This window comes from Pseudomonas sp. SDO55104_S430, assembly GCF_054070595.1.
Genome location: NZ_JBSVXG010000240.1, coordinates 1 through 8,307 on the forward strand (window position 1 = coordinate 1; position 8,307 = coordinate 8,307).

Annotated in this window: 4 protein-coding genes; 1 reads left to right on the plus strand and 3 read right to left on the minus strand. The window is 61.3% G+C overall.

What is annotated here, in order from left to right; translation table 11 throughout:
• Positions 1-59: 59 nt before the first annotated feature.
• The 3 genes from glgB to ACW9JE_RS26165 all read right to left on the minus strand — a co-directional run bounded on the left by glgB (position 60) and on the right by ACW9JE_RS26165 (position 7,836).
• Positions 60-2,294, minus strand: coding sequence for a 1,4-alpha-glucan branching protein GlgB (gene glgB / locus ACW9JE_RS26155; protein WP_457434380.1), 2,235 nt, complete (start codon positions 2,292-2,294; stop codon positions 60-62).
• A 2-nt stretch (positions 2,295-2,296) separates the two neighbouring features.
• Positions 2,297-5,638, minus strand: coding sequence for a maltose alpha-D-glucosyltransferase (treS, locus tag ACW9JE_RS26160; protein ID WP_224541537.1), 3,342 nt, complete (start codon positions 5,636-5,638; stop codon positions 2,297-2,299).
• Positions 5,639-5,838: 200 nt separating this feature from the next.
• Positions 5,839-7,836 (minus strand): alpha-1,4-glucan--maltose-1-phosphate maltosyltransferase, encoded by a 1,998-nt coding sequence (locus ACW9JE_RS26165; protein WP_457434381.1) that lies wholly within the window; start codon positions 7,834-7,836, stop codon positions 5,839-5,841.
• A gap of 205 nt (positions 7,837-8,041) precedes the next feature.
• Between ACW9JE_RS26165 and ACW9JE_RS26170 the strand changes: the two genes are divergently transcribed.
• Positions 8,042-8,209: a hypothetical protein gene (locus tag ACW9JE_RS26170; RefSeq protein WP_457434382.1), complete on the plus strand. Its 168-nt coding sequence runs from the start codon at positions 8,042-8,044 to the stop codon at positions 8,207-8,209.
• Positions 8,210-8,307 lie beyond the last annotated feature (98 nt).

The following is an 8,307-nucleotide window of genomic DNA, read 5'->3' on the forward strand; positions in this document are numbered from 1 at the left end:
GGATCACACTGAACCTGTGGGAGCGAGCCTGCTCGCGATGAAGGCAACCCGATCCCGGATCAGCCCTCCGGACTCAATATCAACACCGCCAACGGCGGCAGATTCAGCACCAGCGACAACGCCTGCCCATGGCTCGGCGTTTCTTCGGCATCCGCCCCGCCACTGTTGCCATAGTCAGAACCGGCATAAATCGCCGAATCGCTATTGAGCAACTCCTTCCAACGCCCGGCAAACGGCACGCCGACGCGGTACGCCTCACGCGGCACCGGGGTGAAGTTGGCCACCACCAGCACCGGCTTGCCTTCGCGGCTCCAGCGCAGCCAGGCGTAGACGCTGTTGATCGCATCGTCGCCGATCAGCCACTGGAAGCCCTGCGGCACATCGTCCTGCTCATGCAGCGCCGGGATATCGCGGTACAGGCGGTTGAGGTCGCTGACCAGCTTCTGCACACCCTTGTGTTCCGAGTACTGCAACAGGTACCAGTCCAACTGCTGATCGTGATTCCACTCGCGCCACTGGCCGAACTCGCAGCCCATAAAGAGCAACTTCTTGCCCGGATGGGTCCACATGAAACTCAGGTACGCCCGCAGGTTGGCGAATTTCTGCCAGCGGTCGCCCGGCATCTTGTCGATCAGCGAATGCTTGCCGTGCACCACTTCATCGTGGGAGATCGGCAGGATGAAGCGCTCGGACCAGGCGTACACCAAGCCAAAACTCAGTTCGTTGTGATGGTGGGCGCGGTACACCGGATCCTGCTGGATGTAATGCAGCGAATCGTGCATCCAGCCCATGTTCCATTTGTAGGCAAAACCCAGTCCGCCCTGTTGCGTGCTCTGGCTGACACCCGGCCAGGCCGTGGATTCCTCGGCGATCACCAGGGCGCCCGGTGCTTCCAGGGCGACCACGTCGTTCAGATGCCGCAGGAAATCGATGGCTTCCAGGTTCTCCCGCCCGCCGTGACGATTCGGTACCCATTCGCCGGCCTTGCGCGAGTAGTCGCGGTAGAGCATCGACGCCACCGCATCGACCCGCAGGCCGTCGACGTGGAAATGCTTCAGCCAGTGCAGCGCCGACGCCAGCATGTAGCCGTGGACCTCGGTGCGCCCCAGGTTGTAGATCAGCGTGTCCCAGTCCTGGTGAAAACCTTCCTGGGGATTGCCGTACTCGTACAGTGCAGTGCCGTCAAAATTGGCCATGCCATGGGTGTCGGTAGGGAAATGCGCGGGTACCCAATCGAGAATCACGCCAATCTCGGCCTGGTGGCAGGCGTTGACGAAGGCCGCAAACTCATCGCCGCTGCCGTAACGGGCGCTGGTGGCGAACTGCGAAAGCAATTGGTAACCCCATGAACCACCGAACGGGTGCTCCATGATCGGCATCAGTTCGATGTGGGTGAACCCCAGTTCCTTGACGTACGGAATCAGCCGCTCGGCCAGTTCCGGCCAGGTGTACTGGCGGGAGACCTCACCCAGATCATCCAGCTCGCATTGCCAGGATCCGGCGTGCAATTCGTAAATCGACAGGGGCGCGTTATGACGTTGACGCTCGACCCGCGCCTGCATCCAGTCCTGATCCTGCCAGTCGATCTTCAGTGGCGAAGCTACTTTCGACGCAGTATCCGGCGGCATGCTGGTGGCCAGCGCCATCGGGTCGGCCTTCAGCGGCAGGATACCTTCTTTGCCGAGAATCTCGTACTTGTAGGCCTCCCCCGCTTGCAGACGCGGGATGAACAATTCCCAGACCCCGGTCGGGTAACGCACGCGCATCGGATGGCGGCGTCCGTCCCAGTTGTTGAAATCACCGACCACCGACACCCGCCTGGCGTTAGGCGCCCACACCGCAAAGCGCACGCCATCGACGCCATCGACGGTTTTCAGCTGCGCGCCCAGAGCACTGCTGAGGTCGCGGTGATTGCCCTCGGCAAACAGATACAAATCCATCTCGCCGAGCAACTCGCCAAAACTATAGGGATCTTCAGTGATCTGCTCGCCACCGGCCCAGCGTGCACGCAGCAGATAAGGCTGCGCATGATCGAAATGCCCGACGAACAAACCCGGGGTCTGGGCGGCTTCAAGATCGCCCAGCACTTCCCCGGAATCCCGGGCCAGCACCTGAACGCTCAAGGCGTCCGGCAGATAAGCACGAATATATTGCCCCCCGGAACCGTCGCCGTGGGGGCCAAGAATGGCGAACGGGTCGTGATGTTCGGCCCGCACCAGTGCATCGATATCTCGCGCCGCCGGCAGCAGCGCTTCATTGTGACGATGACCCTGTTCCTTGTTCGAGAAACTCATGACTACTCTCCACCAAGATCGGAAAAGGGTTTAAGCCCACTCAATAATCCATATAAACCGTGCAATGGCACGGGCAGCCAGGTCGGGCGATTCTCCGCCTCATAGGCCACTTCGTACGCCGCTTTCTCCAGACCGAACAACGCCAGTGCGGCGTCCTCGCCTTCCGGATCTTGCCACGCATGGCCAAGCGTAGCTGCCGCCAGCCGATAAGCGTCGATAAATGCCTGTTTTGCTTCCCTTAAATAGCGTTCTGCCACCCGTTGCCGTGCTGCCTGGGCTTCAGCGGTGTTGTCGACGTTGTGCACGTTGATGGTCATCGCCGCTGCGTAATCGAAAGAACGCAACACGCCGCTGACGTCCTTGTACGGGCTGTGCTTGCCCCGGCGCTCGTCGAGTGGCCGCGCGGGTTCGCCTTCGAAGTCGATCAGGTAGGCATCGCCCTTGATCACCAGCACCTGGCCCAGATGCAAATCGCCGTGCACGCGCATGCGCAAGCCACCCGCCGTCTGTTTGCCCAGCGCCTGGACGTGGCTGAGGATGGCTTTTTTGTTGTCCAGTAAACGGCTGACCAGGGTTTTGTCCGCCGGGTTCAGTTCGTTTTGATGCTGTTTGAGCAACGTCAATGCATGCTCGATTTGCGCCGCCACGTCCTTGCCCGAAGCCTGCGCATCCTTTTGCGAGGTGACCTGCGGATCGAAATCCGGTTGGTCGCTTGATGCCGCCAGCACCTGATGCATTTCACCCAGGCGCTGGCCCAGCATGCCGGCGAAATCTTTCAGTTCGCCGAGGGCGTTGTAATGCTGTTCCTGCTCGGACATGGCGTCTGCCAGTTCGTCGCGCAGCGCCCGTTCGAGGTTGTTCTGAGTCCACTCCCAGGCATCGCCCTGATTGCTCAAGTAGCCCTGGGCGATCATCAGCAGGTTGTCTTCGCCATTGCCGTCGCGACGCACCACCGAACCGAGCAACGGCGAAATGTTGCGATAGCCGGCGTTGGTCAGGTAGGCGCTCATTTCCAGCTCCGGGTGCACGCCGGACGCGACTTTGCGGATCAGCTTCAGCACCAGGCTGTTGCCGATAACCACCGAACTGTTGGATTGCTCGGCGGACAGGTAGCGCACTTCGGAATCAGCGTTAAGACCCAATTCCGCCAGTCCGGACCCCGGTTCGAAACGGATATCGCCGCCATCACACGCCAGAACCGTCTCGTTCTGCATGGCCTGCAATACCGAGCGGATGAAGTGTTCGAGGCTGAAGGCATCGGTGATCAGTCCCACCTGCGGCCCGCGACGGACCCGCGACAGGGCCAGCTGCTGCGGCAAGGCGGCGCCGAACTGATCTTCGGCAATGAAGCCGAACGGCAGTTGATAACGATGAGTCTGGCCGGCGCTGGTCACTTCGATTTCGCTGAGCAGCACTGGGTGCTGCGCATCGCCAAAGCGCACGCCATAAGCCAGGTTGACCTGCTCGACGGCCGCGTCCTTGCCGGCGAACCAGCGGCGGTTCTGCAGCCAGCTCGGCAGAATGCCCTGCTCCAACGTGGCGCGCGCAGGTGCTTCGAGCAATTCTTCCATGCGCTTTTTCAGCACCAGGGTGGTGAAATCCGGCAGGCTCTGCGCCGGTTCCACGTGCCAGCTCGGCATCTGGTTTTCCGCCGCCAGGCCGAACCAGTAGAAACCGTAAGGCGCCAGGGTCAGGAGGAAACTGAGCTGGCCGATGGGCGGGAACGCATTACCGCCGAGCATCTCCACCGGCACCATGCCGACATAGGCCGACAGGTCCAGCTCCACCGCCTGCGCGCTGCGCGAGACGTTGGCGACACACAGAATGATTTCGTGCTTGCCGTCCTCCCCCGTGAACTCCCGGGTATAGGCCAGCACCCGGCGGTTGGACGGCGAGAGCATTTTCAGGGTGCCGCGACCGAACGCCTTGGATTGCTTGCGCACCGCGAGCATGCGTCGGGTCCAGTTGAGCAGCGAGTGCGGGTCGCCAGCCTGGGTTTCGACGTTGACCGACAGGTAACCGTATTGCGGGTCCATGATCGGCGGCAGCACCAGACTGGCCGGATCGGCGCGGGAGAAGCCGCCGTTGCGGTCGATCGACCATTGCATGGGGGTGCGCACACCATCGCGGTCGCCCAGGTAGATGTTGTCGCCCATGCCGATTTCATCGCCGTAATACAAGGTCGGCGTGCCGGGCATCGACAGCAGCAGGCTGTTGAGCAACTCGACCCGACGGCGATCGCGCTCCATCAGCGGCGCCAGGCGCCGGCGAATGCCGAGGTTGATCCGCGCGCGACGATCGGCGGCGTAGTAGTTCCACAGGTAGTCGCGCTCGCGGTCGGTGACCATTTCCAGGGTCAGCTCATCGTGGTTGCGCAGGAAGATCGCCCACTGGCAATTGGCCGGGATTTCCGGGGTCTGGCGCAGGATGTCGGTGATCGGGAAGCGGTCCTCCTGGGCCAGCGCCATGTACATGCGCGGCATCAGCGGGAAGTGGAACGCCATGTGGCATTCGTCGCCATTGAGCCCGCTCTTGTCGGTGTCGCCGAAGTACAGCTGGGTGTCCTCCGGCCATTGATTGGCCTCGGCCAGCAGCATGCGATCCGGGTAGTTGGCATCGATTTCGGCGCGAATCTGTTTGAGGACGTCGTGGGTCTCCGGCAGGTTCTCGTTGTTGGTGCCGTCGCGCTCGATCAGGTAGGGAATCGCGTCCAGGCGCAGGCCGTCGATGCCCATGTCGAGCCAGTAGCGCATCACCGACAGCACGGCTTTCATGACCTGCGGATTGTCGAAATTCAGGTCCGGCTGGTGGGAATAGAAGCGGTGCCAGAAGTACTGGCCGGCCACCGGATCCCAGGTCCAGTTGGATTTCTCGGTATCGAGAAAGATGATCCGGGTGCCGTCGTACTTTTGATCGTCATCGGACCAGACATAGAAGTCCCGCGCCGCCGAGCCCTTCTTCGCCTTGCGCGCGCGCTGGAACCACGGGTGCTGATCGGAGGTGTGGTTGATGACCAGCTCGGTGATCACCCGCAAGCCGCGCTTGTGCGCCTCACTGATGAATCGCTTGGCGTCGGCCATGGTCCCGTAGTCGCTGTGGATGCCACGGTATTCGGCGATGTCGTAACCGTCGTCGCGTCGTGGCGAGGGGTAGAACGGCAGAAGCCAGATGGTGTTGACGCCCAGCTCGGCGATGTAGTCGAGCTTGGCGATCAGGCCGGGAAAGTCGCCGATACCGTCGTTATTGGAGTCGAAATAGGATTTGACGTGGACTTGATAGATCACCGCGTCCTTGTACCAGAGCGGGTCCTTGATGAATGTGGCTGCCTTGGGTTTCTTCGCCATTTGAAACTCCTGTGTACATGAACAGAGCCGGAAATTGTGAACACGGTCTCTGTGGCGAGGGGGCTTGCCCCCGTTCGGCTGCGAAGCAGTCGTAAATTCGGATACCTCGGTGCATCTGCCAGAAAAGCTGGGCCGCCGTGCGACCCAACGGGGCGGTGCGACGATTCGACAAGCCCCCTCGCCACACGGCCCGAGTCGCCTTAAGTAGTGGTAATCCGCCAAATCCCGAACGGCTGGTACGCCGGATCAATGCGCATGAATTGGTACTTGCCATGCCAGGTCCAGCGATGCCCGTTCATCAGGTCTTCGCCCTGGGTGCTGGCGTCGTCCGGCAAGCCCATTTCCCACAGCGGCAACTCGAAATTCGCCTCCTGCGGGTGATGCGGGTCGAGGCTGACCGCCACCAGAATGAAATTGCTGCCATCGGCGCTGCGCTTGCCGAAGTACAGAATATTGTCGTTCCAGGCGTTGTAGATTTTCAGGCCCAGATGGCTGTGCAGCGCCGGGTTCTGCCGACGGATCCGGTTGAGCTGGGCGATCTCGGCAATGATGTTCCCTGGCGCCGTAAAGTCCCGCGGACGGATCTCGTACTTCTCGGAGTCGAGGTACTCTTCCTTGCCCGGCACCGGCGCCGACTCGCAGAGCTCAAACCCCGAATACATGCCCCACAGGCCCGAGCCCATGGTCGCCAGCGCCGCACGGATCAGGAAACCCGGACGCCCGGAGTCATGCAGGAACCCCGGATTGATGTCCGGCGTGTTGACGAAGAAGTTAGGTCGGTAGCACTCACGCAACGGCGACTCGTTCAGCTCGGTGAAATAGGTCGCCAGTTCCTGCTTCGTGTTGCGCCAGGTGAAGTAGGTGTAGCTCTGGGAGTAACCGACCTTGCCCAGGCGCGCCATCATCGCCGGCGTGGTGAAGGCCTCAGCGAGGAAGATCACTTCGGGATACAGCGCCCGCACGTCGGCGATCAGCCATTGCCAGAATGGCAGCGGCTTGGTGTGCGGGTTGTCGACGCGAAACAGCTTCACGCCCTCCAGCACCCAACCGACAACGATGTCGCGCAGCTCGACCCACAGACTGGGGATGGCATCGACCGCATAAAAATCGACGTTGACGATGTCCTGGTATTTCTTCGGCGGGTTTTCCGCGTATTTGATCGTGCCGTCCGGCCGCCAGTTGAACCAGCCCGGATGCTGCTGCAGCCACGGGTGGTCCTGGGAACACTGAATAGCGAAATCCAGAGCGATCTCCAGGCCATGATCGCGGGCTGCCGCCACCAGCCGACGAAAATCATCGCGGCTGCCCAGTTGCGGGTGAATCGCCTCGTGCCCGCCTTCGGGACTGCCGATGGCATAAGGACTGCCCGGATCGTCGGGGCCGGCGGTCAGGGAATTGTTCGGGCCCTTACGGAAGCTGCGGCCGATCGGGTGGATCGGCGGGAAGTACAGGACGTCGAAGCCCATGTCCTGAATCATCGCCAGGCGCGAATGCACGTCGTTGAACGTGCCGTGTCGCGCCGGATCGTCGGTGATCGAACGGGGAAACAGTTCATACCAGCTGGCGAACTGCGCCAGTTCGCGTTCGACATCCACCGGGAATTCGGGACTGAGACTCAAAAAGGCGCGGTGATCGGCCTGCGCCATCAAATCGGCGCTACGTTGGTGCAGAAACAGCGCGACCTGCTCGGCTTCCAGCAAAATCGCCAGTTCATGGTGCAAGGCCGCCAGTTGCTCGCTCAGTTGCCCTTCCGTGCGCTCGGCGGCCTGCTGCACATGCAGACGACCTTCCTGCAACTCGAGGCTGACCGGCACGCCGGCATCGTGTTTTTTCTTCAGTTCGTAGCAAAAGCTGGCGAACTGGTCGATCCAGGCTTCGATGCAGAACACATGGCGGCCTTGCTCGCGCACGCGAAAGCGGCCCAGCCAGCCGTTGTTGCCCTGGTCGGCCATGACCTCGCTGTGCCAGACCTCCTCGTCGTCCGCCCGCCAGCGAATCCGCACCGCCATTGTGTCGTGGCCGTCGGCGAACACCTTGGCCGACACCACTACTTCCTCGCCCGCGACCGCCTTGACCGCGAACTGCCCCCCTTCAAGCGTAGGCATGACGCTCTCTATGGCGATACGTGGAAGCAAAAGGGCTTGCGACAGCGGGATATGCGGGTTGTAGCTCAGTTCCGTCGGTTTTTCAGCAGTCATCGAGCATCTCTCCTTCACGCCCCATGGACGCTCTTGTGTCTGATCGTCATTCACACCGGTCGTCCATCGCCGAATGAACTCACTTAGGTTCCGAGCGACAGCCCGCAGTAAAAGTTCAGCGCCAATTAGCCGGAATCAAATCCATCGAACCGTGGTCAATCCACTTAAGCACGACTCACGCCATGTGCCACTGGAGGTTTGAACAATGAATAATCCTTTCCCGGCAGAAACCCCGGACCCGAACATCGACAACCCGGTGATCCCGCCCACCGAGCCGCAGCCGGTACCGGAAGAGGACCCGCCAGGCACCACCCCGCCGCCCAAGCAAGATCCGCCGGAAACCATGCCGCCGGTGATTGTCGTTCAGAAATAACGACAAACTGATGATCACCGTTTCCCTCAACCTGATCATGGCTGCATTAATTCCAACCTGTAGGAGCGAGGCTTGCCCGCGAAGCTTTAGCGTTCTCA

Excerpts from the sequence above, each read along its gene's own strand:
- glgB (WP_457434380.1), bottom strand. The coding sequence starts at position 2,294 with ATGAGTTTCTCGAACAAGGAACAGGGTCATCGTCACAATGAAGCGCTG.
- treS (WP_224541537.1), bottom strand. The coding sequence starts at position 5,638 with ATGGCGAAGAAACCCAAGGCAGCCACATTCATCAAGGACCCGCTCTGG.
- ACW9JE_RS26165 (WP_457434381.1), bottom strand. The coding sequence starts at position 7,836 with ATGACTGCTGAAAAACCGACGGAACTGAGCTACAACCCGCATATCCCG.
- ACW9JE_RS26170 (WP_457434382.1), top strand. The coding sequence starts at position 8,042 with ATGAATAATCCTTTCCCGGCAGAAACCCCGGACCCGAACATCGACAAC.